Origin of the sequence: Afifella sp. JA880 (assembly GCF_025379905.1) — a bacterium.
GTDB classification, from domain to species: Bacteria; Pseudomonadota; Alphaproteobacteria; order Rhizobiales; family Afifellaceae; genus Afifella; species Afifella aestuarii.
In genome coordinates this window covers 320079-339195 of sequence record NZ_JAOANH010000002.1, presented here as the reverse complement: position 1 = coordinate 339195, position 19117 = coordinate 320079, and the positions used below count along the sequence as shown (strand labels likewise).

The 19117-nt window shown below is 62.9% G+C and carries 17 protein-coding genes; 5 read left to right on the top strand and 12 right to left on the bottom strand.

Translation table 11 applies throughout. The features are described from left to right. The first annotated feature begins 30 nt into the window (after positions 1–30). Together NYQ83_RS09805 and gmk are read left to right on the top strand one after the other, a co-directional pair. Entirely contained in the window at positions 31–912 is an 882-nt protein-coding gene (locus NYQ83_RS09805; protein WP_261214406.1) for a YicC/YloC family endoribonuclease, read from the top strand. After that, positions 909–1607 (top strand): guanylate kinase, encoded by a 699-nt coding sequence (gmk, locus tag NYQ83_RS09800; protein WP_128291464.1) that lies wholly within the window; start codon positions 909–911, stop codon positions 1605–1607. The genes NYQ83_RS09805 and gmk overlap by 4 nt, the downstream gene beginning before the upstream one ends. Here gmk and rsmA read toward each other — a convergent pair. From rsmA to lptF, 6 genes are read right to left on the bottom strand one after another with little or no spacing between them, the layout of a single operon-like run. Further along, the gene (gene rsmA, locus NYQ83_RS09795) at positions 1577–2431 is read right to left on the bottom strand and encodes a 16S rRNA (adenine(1518)-N(6)/adenine(1519)-N(6))-dimethyltransferase RsmA (RefSeq protein WP_409976997.1); all 855 of its coding nucleotides are present in this window, start codon (positions 2429–2431) and stop codon (positions 1577–1579) included. The two genes, gmk and rsmA, sit on opposite strands and share 31 nt — an antisense overlap. Before the next feature lie 8 nt (positions 2432–2439). Then, positions 2440–3447, bottom strand: coding sequence for a 4-hydroxythreonine-4-phosphate dehydrogenase PdxA (gene pdxA, locus NYQ83_RS09790; RefSeq protein WP_261214404.1), 1008 nt, complete (start codon positions 3445–3447; stop codon positions 2440–2442). A gap of 6 nt (positions 3448–3453) precedes the next feature. Continuing rightward, positions 3454–4428: a SurA N-terminal domain-containing protein gene (locus NYQ83_RS09785; RefSeq protein ID WP_261214403.1), complete on the bottom strand. Its 975-nt coding sequence runs from the start codon at positions 4426–4428 to the stop codon at positions 3454–3456. Between the two features lie 34 nt (positions 4429–4462). Beyond that, entirely contained in the window at positions 4463–6871 is a 2409-nt protein-coding gene (locus tag NYQ83_RS09780; RefSeq protein ID WP_261214402.1) for an LPS-assembly protein LptD, read from the bottom strand. A gap of 23 nt (positions 6872–6894) precedes the next feature. Then, positions 6895–7968 carry an LPS export ABC transporter permease LptG gene (lptG, locus tag NYQ83_RS09775; protein ID WP_261214401.1) on the bottom strand — a complete coding sequence of 358 codons (1074 nt, stop codon included), beginning with the start codon at positions 7966–7968 and terminating at the stop codon, positions 6895–6897. Further along, a complete protein-coding gene (lptF, locus tag NYQ83_RS09770) occupies positions 7965–9179 on the bottom strand; it encodes an LPS export ABC transporter permease LptF (protein ID WP_261214400.1) in 1215 nt (404 codons plus the stop codon). The genes lptG and lptF overlap by 4 nt, the downstream gene beginning before the upstream one ends. A gap of 172 nt (positions 9180–9351) precedes the next feature. On the opposite strand from lptF, the gene NYQ83_RS09765 reads away from it, so the two are divergent. Together NYQ83_RS09765 and NYQ83_RS09760 are read left to right on the top strand one after the other, a co-directional pair. Next, the gene (locus tag NYQ83_RS09765; protein ID WP_261214399.1) at positions 9352–10845 is read left to right on the top strand and encodes a leucyl aminopeptidase; all 1494 of its coding nucleotides are present in this window, start codon (positions 9352–9354) and stop codon (positions 10843–10845) included. Positions 10846–10874: 29 nt separating this feature from the next. Then, positions 10875–11324 carry a DNA polymerase III subunit chi gene (locus tag NYQ83_RS09760; RefSeq protein ID WP_261214397.1) on the top strand — a complete coding sequence of 150 codons (450 nt, stop codon included), beginning with the start codon at positions 10875–10877 and terminating at the stop codon, positions 11322–11324. Positions 11325–11352: 28 nt separating this feature from the next. Here NYQ83_RS09760 and NYQ83_RS09755 read toward each other — a convergent pair whose 3' ends face one another. From NYQ83_RS09755 to NYQ83_RS09745, 3 genes are all read right to left on the bottom strand, one after another. Further along, on the bottom strand, positions 11353–12315 hold the full coding sequence (locus NYQ83_RS09755) for a CHAD domain-containing protein (protein WP_261214395.1): 963 nt from the start codon (positions 12313–12315) through the stop codon (positions 11353–11355). A gap of 36 nt (positions 12316–12351) precedes the next feature. Beyond that, entirely contained in the window at positions 12352–12822 is a 471-nt protein-coding gene (locus NYQ83_RS09750) for a CYTH domain-containing protein (protein WP_128291473.1), read from the bottom strand. Positions 12823–12884: 62 nt separating this feature from the next. Further along, entirely contained in the window at positions 12885–13799 is a 915-nt protein-coding gene (locus NYQ83_RS09745) for a LysR family transcriptional regulator ArgP (protein ID WP_261214393.1), read from the bottom strand. Between the two features lie 96 nt (positions 13800–13895). Between NYQ83_RS09745 and NYQ83_RS09740 the strand changes: the two genes are divergently transcribed. Then, positions 13896–14504: a LysE/ArgO family amino acid transporter gene (locus tag NYQ83_RS09740; RefSeq protein WP_261214392.1), complete on the top strand. Its 609-nt coding sequence runs from the start codon at positions 13896–13898 to the stop codon at positions 14502–14504. A gap of 131 nt (positions 14505–14635) precedes the next feature. Here NYQ83_RS09740 and NYQ83_RS09735 read toward each other — a convergent pair whose 3' ends face one another. From NYQ83_RS09735 to NYQ83_RS09725, 3 genes are all read right to left on the bottom strand, one after another. Next, a complete protein-coding gene (locus tag NYQ83_RS09735; protein WP_261214389.1) occupies positions 14636–14914 on the bottom strand; it encodes a twin-arginine translocation signal domain-containing protein in 279 nt (92 codons plus the stop codon). A gap of 72 nt (positions 14915–14986) precedes the next feature. Next, a complete protein-coding gene (locus NYQ83_RS09730; RefSeq protein ID WP_261214387.1) occupies positions 14987–17305 on the bottom strand; it encodes an MtrB/PioB family decaheme-associated outer membrane protein in 2319 nt (772 codons plus the stop codon). A gap of 132 nt (positions 17306–17437) precedes the next feature. Beyond that, positions 17438–18430 (bottom strand): DmsE family decaheme c-type cytochrome, encoded by a 993-nt coding sequence (locus tag NYQ83_RS09725; RefSeq protein WP_261214385.1) that lies wholly within the window; start codon positions 18428–18430, stop codon positions 17438–17440. Between the last annotated feature and the right edge of the window lie 687 nt (positions 18431–19117).

The following is a 19117-nucleotide window of genomic DNA, read 5'->3' as shown; positions in this document are numbered from 1 at the left end:
CCCTTCCACACTTACAGCTGATTACGGCACATGCGCATTCAAAGCATGACGGGCTTTGCCCGTCAGGTCTTCACCGTCGGCTCGTCGAGCTATGTCTGGGAACTGAAGAGCGTCAACGGGCGCGGTCTGGAGCTGCGCTTCCGTCTGCCGCCCGGCTTTGACGGTCTCGAACCGTCCGCGCGCGAAGCCGTGCGCAGCCATCTTTCCCGCGGCTCATGCTATCTGAACCTGCAGGAAGACGGCGGCGGCGCCGAAGCCGGGGTCACGATCAACGAGGCGGCTTTGCGTCTCGTGCTGGAGCGGGCAAAGCGCCTGGCGGAGGAAGACGAAGTGCAACCGGCGCGCGCCGACGGACTTCTGTCGCTGCGCGGCGTGATCGTCCAGGGCAGCAACAGCGAGGGCGCTGCCGAGGGCCCGGTCGCCGAGGCGGCGGTTGCGGCTTTGCACGAGGCGCTCGACGCGCTTGTGACGACGCGGCTTGAAGAAGGCGAACGACTGCGGGCGCATCTCACGGAGATCATCGACCGCATCGAAGGCCTGGTGGAAGCCGCGGAGGCCCGCCTCGGCGGGATGGTGGAGCGTCTGCGTGCCCGCATTCGCGAGCAGGTGGAGTTCATTTCCTCCGAGACGCAGCTCGACGAAGGGCGCCTCTATCAGGAAGCGCTGATGGTCGCGACGAAAGCCGATATCCGCGAGGAGATCGACCGTCTCAAGGCGCATATCGCGGAGGCGCGCACGCGGCTTTCCGAAGGCGGCGTCATCGGGCGCAGGCTCGATTTCCTGTCGCAGGAGTTCAACCGCGAAGCCAATACGTTGTGCTCCAAATCGAGCGACCACGAAACGACGGCGATCGGCCTCGATCTCAAATCCGCGATCGATCAGTTCCGCGAGCAGGTGCAAAATCTCGAATGACTGCCGACCCGATCAAGCTTGTCCGTCGCGGCCTCATGTTCGTTCTGTCCTCGCCCTCGGGGGCAGGCAAGTCGACGCTCGCGCGGCAGCTCCTGGAAGCCGACAGCGGCCTGGAATTGTCGGTTTCGGTGACCACACGCCCCCGCCGGCGCAGCGAGCGCGAAGGCGTCCACTACCATTTCATCGACGACGTGCATTTCAACCGCATGGTGGAGCGCGGCGATCTTCTAGAATGGGCGACGGTCCACGGCAACCATTACGGCACGCCGATCGAGCCCGTCGAGGATGCCTTGTCTGCGGGTCGGGACGTGCTTTTCGACATCGACTGGCAGGGGACCGCACAGATCGCCGAGAAGCTTCCTGACGACCTCGTGCGCGTCTTCGTGCTGCCGCCGTCCATGCGCGAATTGAAGGCACGGCTGGAGCGGCGAGCCGAGGATTCCCACGAAACGATCGGCCGTCGGCTGGTCGGATCGCTGGAGGAAATCGAGCAGTGGAGCCGCTACGACTACGTCATCGTCAATGACGACCTGCAGCGAGCTTTCGAGGCGGTGAAGGGGATTCTGACGGCCGAAAGGTTGAAGCGGGACCGCGTCCTGGGTCTGCGTTCCTTCGTCAGTCAGCTTCTGTCTGAGGGGCGCGACCTCGTCGATCACCTTCAGGCTCAGGACGAAGAGCGCCCGAGCTCCTCATAAATCCGGGCAAGATCGAGAAAGCCCGCGACCGGGATTTCTTCGGCACGCCGCGTCGGTGCGATGCCGCATGCTTCCAGAACCGCTTCCGGCTGTTGAAAGGCCTGTTTCAGGCTTTGGCGCAGCATCTTGCGTCGCTGGCCGAAGGCCGAGGCGGTGACGGCCTCAACGGCCTTGGGCGCGACGTCGACGGCATCGGGCCGCGGTTCCAGCCGGACGACCGCAGAGGTGACCTTCGGGGGCGGCAGAAAGGCCCGCGGCGGCACTTCGAAGAGAATATGGGCGTGGCAGCGCCACTGAGCGAGCACGGCGAGGCGTCCGTAGGCCTTGGAGCCTGGTTCCGCGACGATCCTCTCCGCCACCTCCTTCTGGAACATGAGCGTCAGGCTGCGCCACCAGGCGGGCCAGGTGGGCGGCGTCAGCCAGCCGGTGAGAAGCGGCGTCGCCACATTGTATGGAAGGTTGGCGACGATGCGGCCGCCATCCGGCCCGACGAGGTCCGGATAATCGGTTGCAAGCGCATCGCCCTCGATCACCTCGAGGTAACCCTGCGCAGCGATCGCGATTTCCTCAAGTGCCGGTAGCGCCCTGTGGTCGCGTTCAATGGCGATCACGCGGGTGGCGCCTTCGAGAAACAGTGCCCTCGTGAGGCCGCCGGGTCCCGGGCCGACCTCGACGATCGTCTCGCCCCTGGCGCTGCCTTCGCGGGCGATGCGGCGCGTCAGATTGAGATCGAGCAGAAAATTCTGGCCGAGAGACTTCTGCGCCCAGAGCTCGTGTCTTGCGAGAACGTCGCGCAGCGGCGGCAGGGCCGCGACGCGTTCGATGACGTCGCTCACGCCTGGACGGTGGAACGGCTCATCTCGGCGGCCATATGCAGCGCCGCCATCAGGCTCGAGGGACGCGCACGGCCTGTGCCGGCGATCTCCATCGCCGTGCCGTGATCCGGCGACGTGCGCACGAAAGGCAGACCGAGCGTCACGTTGACCGCATGATCGAAGGCGAGGGCCTTGACCGGGATGAGCGCCTGGTCGTGATACATGCACAGCGCCAGGTCGTAGCGGCGGCGGGCCGCGGGATGGAACATGGTGTCGGCGGGCAGCGGCCCCTCCGCCTCGATGCCGGCCTGACAGAGCTGGTCGACGGCCGGACGGATGATTTCGATGTCTTCCTTGCCGATGACGCCCTTCTCACCGGCATGCGGGTTCAGGCCCGACACGGCGATGCGGGGGGAGGGAATAGCAAAGCGACGCTTCAGCTCCTCCGCGGCGATCTTGCCGGTTTCCACGATGAGTTCGGTGGTCAGAAGACGCGGCACCTCGCAAAGAGGCACGTGAATGGTGACGGGAACGGCGCGGAGATCGGGTCCGGCCAGCATCATGACCGGCCGGCGCTTCTCTCCGAAGAGCTGCTCGCCGAGGTCGGCGAGGTATTCGGTGTGACCCGGATAGGCGAAGCCCGCTTCGTTGAGTGCGTGCTTGGCGATCGGATTGGTCACCATCGAGGTGCAGCGACCGTCGGCTACGAACTCCGCGGCCTGACGGATCGACTGGATCGTCAGCGCGGCGTCTTCGCGCGCGATGAGCCCTGGCTCCGCCTTCGCCTCCGGGAAACCCGGCAGGCATGGCAGAGCCATCGGGAAGACGAGAGCTGCCTCTTCGGGCTCCACTTCGCGCGTCGGGCAGTCGATGCCGAGGAGAATGGCTCGCTCGGCAATGTTCGCGGCTGAGCCGAGGAAAATAAACGGCGGCAGGCGTTCGCGCTCGCGCCGCGCCCAGGCTGCAATGGTGATGTCGAGGGCGACGCCGGCCGCCTCTCCGAGGGTCAGTGCAATTGGAAGCATCGGTTCCTAACGGTACTCGATTATCGCGTCGGATTTCAGATCGCGCAGATAGCGTCGGGCAAGAAGCTGACCCCGTTCATTGGTCAGTTCATCACGGACTTCGTCGGCCGCCTGTGATTTGCCGGCGACAGCCTTCTTGTTGCAGATGCCGAGCACCTGGAACCCCTCATCTACCTGCGTCGGAGGAAGAGCCGTACCAACCCTGGCTTTGCCGAGGCTGTCACGCAGGGAATCGGGAAAATCGCTGCTCTCCCGGCGCACCGTCGGCTTTACGACGACGCCCGACATGCCGCGGGTCTGTTCCAGTGTCGCTTCGCAGTTCCGGAAGCGGCTGCGGAAGGCTTCGGCTTCCCGCTTGCGCTGGCCAGCGATGCCGGCCTTGCCCTTCTTGGGGACGATGAAAAGAACCGGCTGAACGTCGTATTCGGTCACGGTTCCGGACGCTTCGGCGTCGTCATCACGGCCGAGCATGGCCTGGGCGACGTCCGACTCGGTGATGCGCACCGTGGCGCGGAAGCGGGCACGCACCACGTCCCGCCAGGCGAGCTCGGCACGAATGCGGTCCTTGAGGGTGTCGGGATTGACGCCGTTCTGCCGCAATGCCGCTTCGAGCTTCGACGGGGGCAGCTTGGCGCGGCTCGCAATGCTGGCGAAGGCGCGCTCGACTTCGTTTTGCGAAACGCTGACATTGCGGCGCTTGGCTTCCTGCATTTTCAGCGCTTCTTCGATCAACTCGTCCGTTGCCTGTTTCGCACCCGCCTGACCGCGGGAGGTCAGGCGAAGGAATTTGGCGCGGTTGTTGATGTCGTAGGTCGTGATCGGCTGGTCGTTGACCAGAATTTTGATGGAGCTCTGAGCCTGTGCGCTGTCGGCGACGGGCAATGTGGCCATGGCCATCAAGGCGCTTGCCGCAACAAGCCAAGCGGTTTGCGTGAGGGTTTTAAACATCGATGTTCGCATCGTTCCGTTGCAGCTTTTCATGGCGGCTCTTAAGCGCGAATTATGGCGCTAATTTTTAAAAGAGCCCAGAGTAGAGGTCGTCGTCGTCATCGTCGTCGTAATCGTCGCCCGATGCCGCGAAGCTCACCTCGCTGTCGCCCAGGGTGCGCAGATTGAAGCGTACAAACACCTCGCGGCCGGAGACGATGTCCGTGTAGCGGTCGCGTGTCTCGCTGTAGACCACCGATAGATTGAAGCATTCGTCGTCATAGGCAAGGCCCACCGCGTGCTTGACGCGGCTCATCTGGTCGATGTCGAAGGTGATGCCACCCTTCACCGACCAGAAATCGCTGACGGCGACCTGGCCTGTCGTCGAGATCTCCGATTGCTCATCGTCGATGCCAAGCTCGGGAACCTCGCGACGATAGAAGTAGGTGAGGGCCGCGCTGTTGCGCCGGCCCTTTGAGACGCGCGCCGTCGCTTCTGCGCGGTTGACGTCGAAAGTGTCGTTGTCGAAGCGGCCGCGGGCCGTCAGCGTCAATCCTTCGCCGGAATCCAGGGTGACGCGTCCGACATAGTCGGAATCGTCGGTCGATAGCCCCGAGCCGATGCCCGTGAGGGTGACGTTGCTCTTGGAGAAGGAGTTCGCTCCGGCGAGCTGGAAGGATTGGCCGAAGAGGGCGTCGATGCTCGCCTTGCCCAGCATCGCATGATAGGTGAAGCCCACATTGGCTCTGGTGCCCCCCTCCTGGCGGTCATAGCCGGAGAATTTATCCCATTCGAACAGGTTCGTGTCGTCGAAGACGAGGCTTTGCGCGTCTTCGTTCGGCAGGTCGTTGATGTGCTGTTCGTCGGGACGAACGATGATCTGGGCGACCGGGCTGAACGTCTGTGAGATCGGCCCCATCTGCGCCAGGAACGGATAGCGGTAGTCCAAGCCGACGGCGGGCATGGCGCGCAGATAGGTTTCGTCTCCGGCGAGACCCGTCTCGGTGTCGTCGGCCTGGACGTTGTAGACGTCGCCCTTGAGATACGCGAAGGGCGTGAAGACCTGACCGAGCGGGCCGACGATCCTGCTCTTCCAGGTTACGTCGGTGCTCGCCCGGGTGAAGGTGCCCGCGACGCCGGCGTAATATTCTTTCTGCGTCCGATTGCCCGCCTCGTCATACTGGAAGTAGGCGCGCTCATCCGTGTCGCCGCGGGTGAGGCTCGTCAGATTCGAGGTCAGGCTGAGTTCGCCGCCCAATATCGGCTGGTCGAAGATGTAATTGTGGTCGAGCACGGGGTGCACGACAGCCTGCTCGTCCTGATAATTGCGGGTGGAATTCACCGGGTCGTTGCGTTGGATGCGGAAGGCATAGCCGCGCAGGTCGAAGAAGTTGCGATCGCTGAGGCCGGTCAGGAAGATGGTGTTGACCACTTCCGTGTCGGTCAGGCCGCGGATGTCGTAATCGCGCCCGAAGGTACGATCCGTGGTCGTGGCGAGATCCCAGCCCCAGTTCCAGCGCGAATTGATATTGAAGCGTCCCTTCGTGGCGACGCTGCCGCGGAAGTCCCTGACGCCCGAGGAGACAAAATTGCCGAGCTGGAACTCGTCCTTGTTCTGCTGCAAAATCCCGGCGACGCGGATGCTGTAGGAGCCGTTCATCAGCCGGTGGCGCCATTCCGTCTCCGCAAGCACACCCTGCTTGGAATAGACGGTCGGGGCGAAGGTGATGTCGTAGTTGGGAGCAAGGTTCCAGAAATATGGCGTCCCAACACCGTAGCCGAGGGCCGAGCTTTGATGGAAGTGCGGCGGCAGGAAGCCGCTCTTGCGCTTCACCGTCGGGTCCGGATGGTAGAAATAGGGAATGTAGACCATCGGAATGCCAAAGAATTCCAGGCGGGCATTGCGATAGTAGACGGTCTTTTCTTCCTTGTTGTGGACAATGCGCGAGGCTTTGATCTGCCACAGCGGCGGCCGGTCCGGATTTTCTCGGCACTGCTCGCAGGCGGTGTAGACGCCCTGGCGGAAGATCAACAGGTTGTTGCCCCGCCGCTCGGCGCTGTTGGCGGCGAAACGCGCGCGGTCCACCGTGAGGACGTTCAGGCTCTCGATGAAGCCGTCGCTGAACGTGTCGGTGATGTCCATTTCGCGGGCGGTGATGACGTTGCCGCCCGGCTCCGTCATGCTGACGCCGCCCGAGGCGATGAGCCGGCTGTCGCTTTCACGATAGGTCACCTGCGGCGCACGCAGCGTATAGCCTTCGTAATAGATCTCGACGCCGCCGCGGGCGGTCACGATGTGCCGGTCGAAATCGTAGACGAGCTCGTCCGCCTCCAAGAGCATCTTGGCGTTCGGATTTTGCGTGACCTGCTCTTCGAAATTCAAATCCTGAGCAAGGGCGGCGGGTGTCCACGGATTTGCCGCAAACGCGACCAAAGCCAAAGCGGAGACGGCCGCCAGCCGCCGCGCAAGCCCCCAGCCTGCGCGCCCGCGCGTCACTCTTTCTCGTGTGTGGACGGGAATCATCCGTCCTCCTGATAAAGCAGCGCCGTGGCTCCGAACAACAGGGCGAGAACCGCAGGACTCCAGGCCGCGAGGACAGGATCCAGGATCCCGTTGCTGCCCATATCGCTGACGATCTCGGTCGCGACATAAAGCAGAAAGCCGATGATGATGCCAGTCAGGGCGAGCTTTCCTGCGCCACCGTAGCGCGAAAGCCTCAGGCTGACGGTGGCGGCGACGGTGACCATGGCCATCAGGAAGAGAGGCCGGGCGAGAAGGCTATGGAATGCCAGGGTGAAGCGTGCGGTGTTCAATCCGGTCTGTGCGGCCGTGTCGATGAAGCGGCGCAAAGTCCAAACGGAGAGCCGGTCGGGTCGCAGAAGCGTCAAATTGACCTGATCGGGCGTCAGCGACGTCGGCAGGATGTAGCGGTCGAATCGATCCGAGGCGCCTTCGCCGGAAATGTAGCGGGTCTTGGCAAAGATCCAGCGGCCTGGCCGATAGCTGGCGGAGAGGCTGACGAGCTTCGCCTGGAAGCTGCCGTCGGGATTGAACAGGAAGGCGGTAACGCCACGCAATTCCTTTGCGGAGCTGTCGTAGTTCGCCGCACGGATGATCGACGGCCCGTCCAGACCCTCCTGGCGAAACCAGATGGCGTCGGCGGAACTCGCCGCCATGCCGTCGGAGAGCGAGGCCTCGATTCGGTCCGAGCGCTCCTTGAGCTCCGTGGCGAGCGGGTTGAAGAGAAATGTCGATGCCAGACCGGTCACCAGAGCAAGAAAGAACGGCGCACGCAGGAAGCCCCAGACGGAGACCCCGGCGCCGCGCGCCACCACGAGCTCCAGCTTTCTAGACAAATTGAGGAAACAGATCGTTGCCGAAAAAAGGAAAAGAAAAGGCAGGATATCTTCCAGCAAGGCCGGCGCACGCATCAGGGCGAGCTTGAGCCCGAGCAGGGAGGTGAAGGCCTCCGCATCGGAGAAACGGCGCAAGAGCTCGACGTAGTCGACCAGAAAGACGAGGGTGAGAAGCGCGATCAGGATCGTGGCCAGGGAGACGAGGAAACGGCGCCCGATATAGGTTGCAAGGATCATGCGTGGCCGGTGCTCTTGCGTTGAAACAAGGCAAGGGGGGAAAGCTTCATGAGCTTGTGGCCCAGCCGGGCGAGAGTGTCGAGAAAGCGCGCGATGAAGACCGGGGTGCGCCAGCGATAGCCGCGCTTGAGCGCGAGTGCCGACACGACGATACCGGCGATGGGCACCGCGTAGAGAAGCGGAATGAGGGCCGCATCGTTGGTTGCTGCGGCGAGGACCCCGAAGCCGAGGCCGCGAAGCGTGAAGCCCGAAACCACCGCAAGCGCCGTCGCATAGCCGCGATCCTGTCTGTTGGTGCGCGCGCGCCCGCAAAACAGAAGCGCGATGAACGCAAAGGCGATGGTGTAGAGCGGCGCGGTGATGCGGTCATGCAGCTCCGCCTTCCATCGCGCCGGAAACTCTTCCCGATAGGGATTGTCCGGCGCCGGGTTAAGGAGTTCCCGTGTCGTCAGTTCGCGCGGCTTGCGCGCGGCGTTGACCTCGCCCGCCTTGAACTGGCTGAGGTCGAAACCGTAAGTGTCGAACTCGACGACGCTCGTCTCGCCCTTCATGCGGTTGTCGCGGACGAGTTCGCCATCCTTCATGATGAGATAGGCGTTGCCGCCGCTTTCCACGAGCACGCCGGTTTTGGCGATGTACTGGGTGGAATCGCTCGGGATACGATCGTCGCTGACGAAGATGTTTTTGAAGCTCCCGTCCGGTGCCTTGGAGCGGATGTGGAGGGTGAGGCCGTTGTCGACCGTGCGGAAGCCGCCGTCCTTGACCAGAGTGGCGAGAAGATCGGCGCGCACATGCGCCACGATTTCGCGCAAGGCGCCGAGACTTGCCGGCGCGACGACGTGATAGAGGAGGGTGACGGCGACGAAAATGACGGCGCCCAAAGCGATGATCGGCCGGGCGACGACCCGGCTCGATGCGCCCGCCGCCGCCATCACCGGCAATTCGCTGTCGGCATTGAGATTGTTTAAGGTGACGGTCGCTGAGATGAGGTAGGCGATCGGGGCGATAACCTGAATGAGGGCGGGCAAAGCCAGGAGCGTCATGAAGACGAACATCCAGATCGCCTGGCCTTTGGCCGTCACTACGTCGAGCTCGCGCAGCACCTGGGTCATCCACATGGTGGCGACCAGCGCCCCCAGAACGAGTAGGAGCAGCATCAATGCGCGACGAAAAACGTAGCGTTCCAGAAGGGGCAGCCTGAAGATTTGCATCCGGTCCTTGTTCGGCAAGATCGGGCTTGCGAGCTCAAGCCTTACGCAGGCATGGATAAAATTCACCCAACAAGCATGGTTAACGGCAATTGGCCTTGACGGCCAAGCTCTCACGGCTAATCCAGTCGCACCCCTACTTTCCATGACAAAAGCCGAGGATCGAGGCAACAGCATGGTCGCCAACACCACCATCACTTTTGAGAAACCCGCCGTTCCCAAAAAGGGAACCGCCGTCCTTTTGACCGGCAAAGAGCTCGCTCTGGGGCCGATCGCGACCTCGCTCGACGAGGCCGCCGGCTCGCGATTCGCGGTGGCGGCGAAAATCAAAGGCTACAAAGGCGCCCTGCGCAAAACGCTCGAACTCGTTGCGCCGTCCGGCGTCGACGTGGAGCGAATCATTTTTGTGGGCCTCGGCGACGTCGATTCCGATATCGACTGGCTGCGCCTCGGCGGCGCGACGGCCAAGGCCTTGCCTGACGAGGGCGAGGTGACCGTCGTTCTGCAGGCTCCGGAAGGCCGCGGCCCGAACGGCGAAGACGCGGCCGCCTTTGCTCTCGGCCTCGTCATGCGCCGCTATCGCTTCGATCGCTACAAGAGCCGGAAGAGCGATGAAGATGCGCCGCGCGGGCCGATGACCGTCACGATCGGCGTCGACAATCCGGAGGCTGCCGAGGCGGCCTGGAAAGAGGCTGCGGCCGTCGCCGAGGGCGTTGAACTTGCGCGCAATCTCGTCAACGAACCGGCCAACATTCTGGGCCCGGTCGAATTCGCCGAGCGGCTCGGCGAGCTCAAGGCGAAAGGGCTCGACGTCGACGTGCTCGACGAGAAGGCGCTGACGGATTTGAAGCTCAACGCGCTGTTGGGGGTGGCGCAGGGCTCGGTGCGTCCGCCGCGGGTCGTCATCATGCGCTGGAACGGTGCCGGTGACGAGGCGCCGATCGCCTTCGTCGGCAAGGGCGTCGTCTTCGATACGGGTGGTATCTCCATCAAGCCGGCAGCCGGCATGGAAGATATGAAGGGCGATATGGGCGGTGCGGCCGCCGTTTCCGGCGTCATGGCGGCGCTCGCCGGCCGCAAGGCCAAGGTGAATGCCGTCGGCATCGTCGGAATCGTGGAGAACATGCCCGACGGGAACGCGCAGCGGCCGGGCGATATCGTGACGTCGCTCTCCGGCCAGACGATCGAGGTGATCAACACCGACGCCGAAGGCCGGCTGGTGCTCGCCGATATCCTGACGCATGTGCAGAATGTCGCCAAGCCGAAGGCGATGATCGATCTGGCGACCTTGACCGGCGCCATCATCGTGGCGCTCGGCCACCATTATGCCGGGCTCTTCTCCAACGACGATGCGCTTGCCTCGGCTCTTCTCGATGCCGGGCAGACGACCGGCGAAAAGGTCTGGCGCATGCCGCTCGGCGAGGAATACGACAAGCTCATCGATTCCAAGAACGCCGATATGAAGAATGTCGGCGGGCGCTGGGGCGGTTCGATCACGGCCGCGCAATTCCTCAAGCGCTTCGTGGAGAACGACACGCCCTGGGCGCATCTCGATGTAGCCGGAACGGCGATGGGATCGCCTTCGAGCGACACCAATGATTCGTGGAGTTCGGGCTTCGGCGTCCGGCTTCTCGATCAGCTGGTGAAGTCGAGCTACGAAAAGGCCTGAGGCCCTGGGTGATGATGTGAGGGAGCGCCTTGCCTGAGATCCTCTTCTACCATCTGGAGACGAGGCCGCTCGACAAGGCGCTTCCGGATCTTTTGCAGCGCTCGCTCGATCGCGGCTGGCGGGCGGTCGTGCAGGCCGGGAGCGAGGAGCGGCTGGCTTCGCTCGATACCGCGCTCTGGACCTTCGACGACGCGTCGTTTCTGCCCCACGGGATGGCGGAGGACGGCCTCCCCGAAGATCAGCCGGTGTTTCTCACCACGAAGCCGGAGAACCCGAACGGGGCTGCGATCCGCTTTCTCCTCGATTGTGCGGAGGAGGGCGATTTTTCGGCCTATCAGCGCGTCGTCTATCTTTTCGAGGCGGCGAACGAAGCGACCATGCAATGGGCGCGGCAGGCCTGGAAACGCCTGAAGGCCGAAGGCGCCGAGATGACCTACTGGAAACAGGATTCCGACGGCCGCTGGAAAAAACAGGGCTGATCTGAGAAGTGGCCGGCGGTTTCGTCCGTCAGCTGCTCTCGGCGCGTTCATCCTGGGCGGCCGATGTCGCCAGATGTTCGCGCGGCTTCTGCGCTTCCTCTTCTGCCGCCTCCCAGTAGGAGGTCATGCGTGCCGAAAGAGCGTCGGGGGATTCCGCACAGAGCTTTGCCCCGATGTCGAGTGCGGCGGACCGCAGCTCGCTTTGCCGGCGGTCGAGGAGTGCAAGCAGAAGCTCCTGAACCTTCTTTTTCCCGAAGAGTTTCGGCTCTTCGATGAGCGTGCCCCGATAGACGGCGAGATCGTGCTCGTCTCCAAGAATATCGGCGAGCGCCTTGGCTTCGGCGCGGCGCGCCTTCATCGGCTCCGGCCAGATTTTGCGCAGGAGTTTGAGATGTACCCAGTGATATTTGGCGCGCTTGCGCCAATCGTGGAACACCGCTGAATCTTCTGCGGTCTTGGCCTTGTGGTAGCCTTTGTCGAGACGCTTGTAGGTCTTGGCGAACCCCTCTGCGACCGTCTCGAAATCATCGGGGAAGGAAAGCTCGTCGAGCCGCTTCTCACCGGCATCGAGCGCCTTCATCGTGGCGTCTATGCGCTCGTCGAGATCGGTGACCTTGTCCGTCATCTCCGCCCGGCGCTCGTCGAGCCGCTGGCGGGTGCTGTAGAGAATGCCGTCCTCGATGCGATCCCCGAAATGGCTGGTGAGGGCGTCATGCGTCTCAAGGAGCGCCGTCGCGTCGCGGATGACGGAGAGCTCGCGTGCGATATCGCGCCAGCGGGCGTTTTCGATCGCGTAATCCTCGCCGAGGCCGGGCCGGGCGAGGCGCAAGAGGCCACGGATCTTTTTGAAGCGTTTGCGCGCCAGATGCACCGCTTCGTGGCGATCCTCGGCCTCGTCGGAAAGTTCGGCACGCGCCCGCTCGATCTGTTCGGCGGCGGTCCGCTTCAGTTCTTCGGCAATGGACGCGGACGGGTCGAGAGAAAAGCTCATGACATCCATATGGGTGCGCACCCAGTGCGCCTCAAGTTAAGTCCAGTCGTGATAGGGGTGCTGCGACAGAGAGGCATTGGTGTAGCGGCCGTCGCCGGAAACCTCTTCGCCCAGCCATTCCGGATGCTCGAATTCCTGATCCGGATGGTCGAGCTCGATTTCGGCGACGACGAGGCCGGCATTGCGATCTTCGAACACATCGATTTCCCAGGCGAGATGGCCGTGGCGGATGATGTGGCGGGTCTTTTCGATCAGGCGGCCGGCGCATTTGGCGATCAGTTCTTCGCCGTCTTCGAGAGGGATCGCGTATTCGTATTCGTCGCGGCTGATCGCCGCCTTGCCGCTCTTGATGGTGAGATACGCCTTTTCGTCGTCGACGATGCGCACGCGCAGGCTCGCCCGCTCGTCGTTGCACAGATACCCCTGGCGAATGTGCCGGGTTTCGTTGACGGACTTCCGCCAGTCATCGCTGGCCAGAAGGAATTTGCGTTCGATTTCGAGTGCCATGATGCGGAAAGTAGCGAAGGCGTGCGAAGTTCCCGCGACATCGTCGTCGCAAGGACGAACGGTCAAAACTGCGGACCGCGAGGGCCGGGTCTTCCCGGCTGAACGAGATGCCGGCCCGCGGCCGAGCGAACTGCTGCACTCACGTCTTCGATCGCCGTTTCCAGGGCGCGCGTCGTCTGCCAGTAAAGCGGGATATCGAGAGCAGTCTTCGGGACGAGTTCAACGAGGGCACCTGAGTGCAGATGGGTTGCCACCAGTGAAAGCGGGTTGAGCCCCCAGCCGAGGTCTGCCAGGGCCGCCTCGATGAAAGCATGGGTCGCGGGCAGCCAGTGACAGGGCATGTCGAGGGAGTGGCCGAGGAGGCGGGTGACCCACTGTCGCTGCAGGGCGTCTTTGGTGTTGAACTGCAGGCACGGCGCCTTTGCAAGCGCTGCCTCGTCGACGCCTTTGGAAAACCAGCGTGCGGCGAAGGAGGGGGAAGCGGTGGCGACATAGCGCAGCGCGCCGAGCGGACGGCTGCTGCAGCCCTGAATCGCGCCGCCTTGCGCGGATACCGCCGCGCTCACTTCGCCACGGCGCAGCCAGTCGGCGCTGTGATCCTGATCGTCGAGGACAAGGTCGAAGAGGAGATCTTCCACCTGCGCCATCGCGTCGACGAACCAGGTCGCGAGGCTGTCGGCGTTGACGGCAATGCGCAACGTCGCACTGTGCTGGCCCGCCAGTGCGGCGCCCAGCTCGGCTTCGAGCGTCCGTTCCAACAGCGCGACTTCTTCGGCGTGGCGGCAAAGACGGGCACCTGCGGCGGTTGCGGTGCAGGGCTGACCTCGGATGACGAGGACCGCGCCGAGCCTCTCCTCGAGCAATTTGAGGCGCTGAGAGACCGCGGAGGGGGTGACGTGCAGCCGTTCCGCAGCACGCTCGAAACTGCCGGTGCGCACCACCGAAGCTAGCGCGGCCAACTGGTCATAAGGAAGCACGGATTAGTATTCCTAATTCTCATTTAGAAAATTGAGCTTCGCTAATTTCCATCGGCGGCCTAGTCAATGCCGCGGAACGAGACCGGGGTTTGTGGCATGTCACCTTTTGAGAGCGCTGTTGCCGGCTTCTCTCTGGGGCTCGGCCTCATCGTGGCGATCGGTGCGCAAAATGCCTTTGTCTTGCGGCAGGGGCTGGTCGCCCGCCACGTCTTCGCCGTCTGCCTCGTCTGCGCGCTCTCCGATGCGGTTCTGATCTCGGCTGGGGTTGCCGGCGCATCAGGCCTGATGAAGGCGTTGCCGTGGATCGAGACGGTGATGTGTTATGGCGGCGCCGTGTTTCTCCTTGCCTATGCAGGGAAGAGTTTTCACGCTGCGCTCAAGCCGGGGCCCGGCTTGCAGCCGCTCGATGCCGATGGAGGGAGCCTCGGCGCGGCGATCGCCACCTGTCTCGCCTTCACCTGGCTCAATCCGCATGTCTATCTCGATACGCTCGTGCTTCTCGGCTCGGTGTCCTCGCAATATGAGGGGGAGAGACCGGCCTTCGCCTTGGGCGCGGTGACGGCGTCGTTCTCGTTCTTCTTCGCGCTCGGTTATGGCGCGCGGCTCCTGCGGCCGGTCTTTGCCGATCCGCGCGCCTGGCGGGTGCTCGATCTCCTGATCGGCATCATCATTGGCGTGATCGCGGTGAGCCTCCTGCGGGGATGAGCGGCGAGGGGGCTGACGGCGAAACGCGGACGGCGGACATGAAAATGCGGGACGTAAAGTCCCGCATGGATTGAATGGTGAGGCGAGGAGCCCTGAAGAGGTTTTCTCGCCCGTTCCGAGTTCGGCCCGCGCTACTTCTTGGCATAGAGGCGGCACCAGCCCTTCGGTGAAATCGGCCCCTGCACGACCTTACACGCGTCCGGCGCCTGGAAGTGCCGGCAATTGTCGCATTCCTGCCGACCCTTCGGCGTCGGCTGATAGCCGGCGATGCTCTGCTTGGCCTTGTTGGCGATTTGCGCATTCGCCGACCCCGTCCCGACCAGAGCCAAAGAGCCGGCTGCGATCGCACAGGCCCCGAGAAGCTCGCGCCGGGACATGCCAGTGTTCGATGTTTTTGAGTTGTCGCTCATTTTGGGTTCCCTCCTTGGTTTTTCTTTGAATGTGCCCCGGATGCGTCGCGTCGACGGCACAGGGGTCTTTCCTCACCAGCGGTAGACCAGCGAGGCCATGACGGCGTGGACGTTGTAGTTGGTGTCCCAGAAGCCCATCGCGTAGCTCGTGGTCACGCCGTCCTCGATCAAATGCTGATAGGGCGTGTCGAGCTCGTCCTGCCAGTTGTCGACGAAATTGCGTTCCCAGGAATATTTGAGAGTCAAAGTCAAATCGCCGTCGAGGCCAAGAATACCGCCCGCTTCCGGGTGGTAGTTCAGGGCTGCGTCGAAGCGATTGTAATTGGTCACCATGTCCGGGAAGGGCAGGCAGTTGGTGTCTCCCGGGCAAAGAGGCGTGGCGATCGGCGTGCGCGAGCTTGCGGTCGCGGTCCATTTGGAGACGCCGCGGGCGAAGCTGTCATAGAATTCGAGATCGAGAACGCCCGGGATAATCTCGATATTGGCGCCGGCGACAAGCGTGTGCACCTGTTCGGTCATCTTGCTGTCCCAGCCGCCGGTGACGAGGGCTGCGCCGCCGCCGGTGATGCTGGCGCCGACCATGTCACGGTCGAAGTCCTCGTAGACATAGGCGGCCATCAGGTTGATGCCGGGGGTAGGCGAGAATGCCACCTCGATGCCACCGTCCCAGCTGTTGTCCTTCAAGAGCCCGTATTCCGGGATGGCGGGATCGGTCAGGTAATCGTCGAAGCGCAGGCCGAAGGACGGCGTGATGACGAGATTTTCAAGCGCTTCGTATTCCAGCGAGACCTTCGCCTTGTGACGGTCCCGATCGGCCATGTCGTATTTGCGCACGCCAGGATCGACATTGGTGCCGAGCGGGTCGCTCACCATGGCATCGAGCACCGGCCCGAGATCGTAGCTGTCGTAGCGGCGTTGCGAATACTGGTAGCTGGAGCGCAGCTGCGCACGATCGGTGATGCGGGCGTCGAGCGTGATCTTGCCCAGATATTCGTCCGTCACGTTGACGGAGCGCCTGTCGCGGTCCCACCGCTCCCAGCCGAACTCGCTGCCGAGCGTGATGCGGCTGGTTGCGAGCCAGCTCACTTCGGCTGAGGCGTTTTGCTTGGTGTACTGATAGGCGAGGGCTCTCAGGCCGCCAGTGGCCGGCGTGGCCGTCGTCGAATCGCCCATGATGTACTGGTCGATCAGCCATTCGGGCGTGCGATTGTCGAGGTCGTAATAGCGGTAGCGCAGCGTCGTGGAGACATCCTCGGCGATCTGCGTGCTGATCTTGTTGTTGATGAGGAGCGTGTTGATCTTCGCCCTGGCATCCGTGGTCGGCAGCGACAGCGCCGGGGCGTTCGGATTGATCGTATACGGGATGAGCGTGTCGCTCTGCTCCATCGTCGTATAGGAGACCGTGCCCATGTAGCGGCTCTTCCAGGGCAGATCGATGCCGGTCGTGACGCTAAGCGAATAGGCCTCGTTGTCCGGCGCAAGGCTGACACGGCCGAATTGCGGGAAGGTGGTGCCGGGCACCTGATAGTACGGATTCTGGAATGTGTAGGAATCGTACTTGTTCTCGTAAGTCGAAGCGTGACCCGTCACAGAGACGTTGAAGCGGCCCCAAGGTGTCTTGGAGAAATACTCGCCGCTTGCCGTGAGGTTTTGCGTCACGTCGTCGACCGGACGGGGAACGTCGACGCGGTGCACTTCGCCGGCGCCAAAGCCGTTCATGAGGATGCCGGCGGGCTGCGTTCCTTCGCGGTGGTCGTTGAGGTAGCTCGCCTCGAACTCCCAGCTCGGGCTCGGCGTGTAGGTCTGGTCGTACTGGATGCGGCGGCGGTCAATGCCGATGTCGATCGGATGCACGGCGCCTGAGATCGCCGCATCATATTCTGCGGGACTTGGCGGGCTTTCCGGAAACGACACGTCGGTCGACAGGAAGTCGGTGCCGACGCCCTGCCAGATGCTCTGTGCGGTCGTCGAGTAGAGATGCGGGATCTCGTCCCACATGAAGGTGCCGTCGAGGAGCCCGGTCCGCGACCAGTCGAAGATGTAGCGGCCGTTGTTCTGGCCGATGTTTTCGGCGCGAACCTCGCCGGAATAGAGGCCGTCACCCGACTGCCAGCCGAACATTAGTTTTTCGAGAAGCAGGCCCGAAGGCACATCGCCATATTCCTCGAACTTGGCGGAGCTGTATTTCTGCGGCGACAGGATGCTCGGCGTGTCCCAGACGGAAGCGTGATCGGGCGGCTCGTCGATGAAGACGCGGGCGCCCACTTCGATCTCGCCCCAGGTGACCGCCTCGGTGTCTTTGTCGTCCTGTGCCTTGGCTGCCTGCGGCAGCGCCGCGCCACCGGCGAGGAGCGCCATCGCGGCCAGCGTCAATCGGCGTTGAACCTTCATCGTTTCCTCCCCCCAGAGAAATGTCTTCAGGCCTTGGCGTGTGAGCTAAGCTCCTTGCGTGTCGTTGCTTTTTGGGTGGCTGCGGGGCGGTGCTTGCGAAACCTGCACGCGCCCCGTGCCTCCCCCCTATGGCTAGCGGTGCCAGCGCCTCCCTGACGGGCTGTTGGAGCCGTGGATGTTCGTGTGGCAGTTCTGGCAGGCGCTGTTGACCATGTAGCGGTTGGAGCTGATGCCGAGCGCAGGGTTGCCGAGATGGCGACCCGGTGTGTGGCAGCGCTGGCACAGCCGCGGCCGCATCACCGTCAGAAGGTTGCGGTTCATGGAGCCGTGCGGTTCGTGGCAGTTGAGGCAGTTCTCGCGCACCGGCGGATGCTCGAAGAGGAACGGCCCGCGTTTGTCGGCATGGCAGGTGTAGCAGACGTCGTTGACGGTCGCTTCCTTCAGCATCTTGTCGTGCGGGCCGCCGTGCGGGTTGTGGCAGCTGGCGCAATCCATCTTGCCTTCGCGCATCGGCATATGGGCGGTGCGCACCGAGTGGGCGCGGCGATCCTTGTGGCACTGGAAACAGGTGTCCATGACGTTGCCCTTGGCCATCTGCATCCGTGGCGAGGTCCGGCGCATCACCGTGTGGCAGCTGGTGCAGGCGACGCCGCGGGTTTGATGCACGGAGCCGCGCCAGTAGGTCCGGTCGCCCTTTTCGTGGCAGGTCAGGCAGATGCCGTTGATGTCGGCCGCCGAGGAACGCGGGTCGTTCGCACGGAAGGAACGAATGACGCCGGTGCCGATGTCGTTGCGACCGCCGCCGGCGTTGACGTGCGAGGAGCCGGGTCCGTGGCAACTCTCGCATTCCATCTTGCCGCCGACGGTGTGATGTCCGGTCTCCAGGAGACGGCCCATCACCGTCAGCTTGAACTCGTCGAAGGAGCCCGCATGACACACGCGGCATGGCTCGGAGCCGACATAATGGGCGCCGACGGCGGCACCGCTTGCCGTGACCTGCAGCACGTCCTGGCGCGGCAGATCCTTCAGCGTATCTTCCCGCGACAGAAGATCCATGGCCATCTGGGCGGTGTCCGCCGTCTGCGTCTTGGCAGAATCGGGGACGAAGACCGTGGCAGCCAGCAAGACGATTGGAATCAGGAAAATAGCAATCGTCGGTCGCCGACCTGCCGATAAGGCAATAGAGATCGCGCGGCCTACACCGCTGGCTAGTATCATCGATTTCCCCCCTCATCTAGCGCTTGAGCGCTAGGGCAATTCTGTCCAGATTTATTCGATCCGCGGAAAACTATGCGAAAAGCACAGTCCGTCCGCGGCCGTTACAGGATACGATTGCCGTTTAATTGCAGGTTAAGGGGCGAAATTTGGAAGTGTCAATTATTAAATTAGAGAATTTTGTATTTTCGCAAGTGCAAAATGAATTTTTACATGAGGTGCGCTAGTATATTAGAATTATTACAAGGATTATATATGGAAGATTTTGTTGTATTTTATGCCGGGGCATGATGTGTTGATTTTGCAAAGGCTTGGCGGTCTGTGAGAGCGGCCGCGCTCATGTGGCGAAGCATGTGTTGCGAGCTCTGTCGTCCCGGGGGAGGCCGGGATTATGATGCTTCGAGCTGCGAAACAGCGCGCGCTGGCTGCCGCGCAGGGCATGAAAAATCACATTCGTTTTGCGGCGCGGAATCGGGCTGAACTCGCCCGACTTCAACGTCTTCTTCTCTCGCGGCTGCAACTGCTTCCTTGCCCAAGCGCGCGGAGGTCTTCGTCAACATATGCAGATGCTTTCGCGTCTTTCGCGGGTGCTTCAGC

Coding starts and splice junctions, on each gene's coding strand:
- NYQ83_RS09805 (WP_261214406.1), top strand. CDS start 31: ATGCGCATTCAAAGCATGACGGGCTTTGCCCGTCAGGTCTTCACCGTC.
- gmk (WP_128291464.1), top strand. CDS start 909: ATGACTGCCGACCCGATCAAGCTTGTCCGTCGCGGCCTCATGTTCGTT.
- pdxA (WP_261214404.1), bottom strand. CDS start 3,447: ATGCTTCCAATTGCACTGACCCTCGGAGAGGCGGCCGGCGTCGCCCTC.
- NYQ83_RS09785 (WP_261214403.1), bottom strand. CDS start 4,428: ATGAAAAGCTGCAACGGAACGATGCGAACATCGATGTTTAAAACCCTC.
- lptG (WP_261214401.1), bottom strand. CDS start 7,968: ATGATCCTTGCAACCTATATCGGGCGCCGTTTCCTCGTCTCCCTGGCC.
- lptF (WP_261214400.1), bottom strand. CDS start 9,179: ATGCAAATCTTCAGGCTGCCCCTTCTGGAACGCTACGTTTTTCGTCGC.
- NYQ83_RS09765 (WP_261214399.1), top strand. CDS start 9,352: ATGGTCGCCAACACCACCATCACTTTTGAGAAACCCGCCGTTCCCAAA.
- NYQ83_RS09755 (WP_261214395.1), bottom strand. CDS start 12,315: ATGAGCTTTTCTCTCGACCCGTCCGCGTCCATTGCCGAAGAACTGAAG.
- NYQ83_RS09750 (WP_128291473.1), bottom strand. CDS start 12,822: ATGGCACTCGAAATCGAACGCAAATTCCTTCTGGCCAGCGATGACTGG.
- NYQ83_RS09740 (WP_261214392.1), top strand. CDS start 13,896: ATGTCACCTTTTGAGAGCGCTGTTGCCGGCTTCTCTCTGGGGCTCGGC.
- NYQ83_RS09735 (WP_261214389.1), bottom strand. CDS start 14,914: ATGAGCGACAACTCAAAAACATCGAACACTGGCATGTCCCGGCGCGAG.
- NYQ83_RS09730 (WP_261214387.1), bottom strand. CDS start 17,305: ATGAAGGTTCAACGCCGATTGACGCTGGCCGCGATGGCGCTCCTCGCC.